General features: G+C 28.4%; 1 protein-coding gene. It reads right to left on the bottom strand.

Features of this window, described 5'->3' with window-relative positions:
• Positions 1 to 138 precede the first annotated feature (138 nt).
• Entirely contained in the window at positions 139 to 837 is a 699-nt protein-coding gene (locus tag KZH69_RS20365; protein WP_219319303.1) for an SIMPL domain-containing protein, read from the bottom strand.
• Positions 838 to 883 lie beyond the last annotated feature (46 nt).

Genomic DNA, 883 nt, shown 5'->3' with positions numbered 1-883 from the left:
TAACGTTCTCGCGCTACAAGCAGTTTGGGACTAAATTAAGCCCTATTTTCGGATTTGCCAAATCTTCCAAATACAAAACCATTTTCAAATTAAGCCTAAAACCCAAATTGCTTGTAGCGTGTGTTAGCAGGCGTATTTTTATTCAAGTTTAAATTTCACATTCAATTCGGTTTCAATTTTAATTTTTGCAAATTCAATGTCTGCGGGAATAAATCCGCTATTACTTAAACTTTTACTTCCTCTTATTTGTATTCCTGCAACTGAACCTGATAACATTCTTTCAACGTTATTAAAATCTGAAATAAATATTGCATTTCCAACTTTTTGGTTTAAGGGTTTTGTCATAGCAATTGCTTGATTTTTTGCTTTTTCTATTGCTTTAGTTTTTAAAATTAAGAGCATTTGTTCAGATTTCGAATATTCAGTCTTTTCTAAAACTACATTTGATATTTCGATTTCCTCAAGTGCAATTAAAACTTTACCAGATATTTTTGCGTCATAAAGAACTAGAGTATAATTTTTGTTCTTCAAAATATCTTGTTGTTTTAAAAAATACTTTTTGTAATTACTTGACAAATCATTTAGGAATAATTGTTTTTCTACATTTATTCCCAACGATTTAAATTTATCGTTCATTTTACTTTCCAATTCTTCAACAGAAATTTTGCCTTTCGTATCTTTTTCAGTTATTGAAATATTTAAGTAAATTCTATCGGGAATTACTAAAGTATCAACTTTAGCGGAAGTTTCTATATAAGGTAAATCAATAAAATTTTTCGTTTGCGAAATGCTTTTAGTGGAAATAAAAATTATGAATAATAATGCGATTTTTTTCATTTTCTGTTTTTTGTTCGTTCGGTGAATATGCCTGCTAACGTTCTGG

This window comes from Flavobacterium taihuense, assembly GCF_019351435.1.
GTDB lineage: Bacteria > Bacteroidota > Bacteroidia > Flavobacteriales > Flavobacteriaceae > Flavobacterium > Flavobacterium taihuense.
This window is presented reverse-complemented; position numbering and strand designations above follow the sequence as displayed.

Coding starts and splice junctions, on each gene's coding strand:
- KZH69_RS20365 (WP_219319303.1), bottom strand. CDS start 837: ATGAAAAAAATCGCATTATTATTCATAATTTTTATTTCCACTAAAAGC.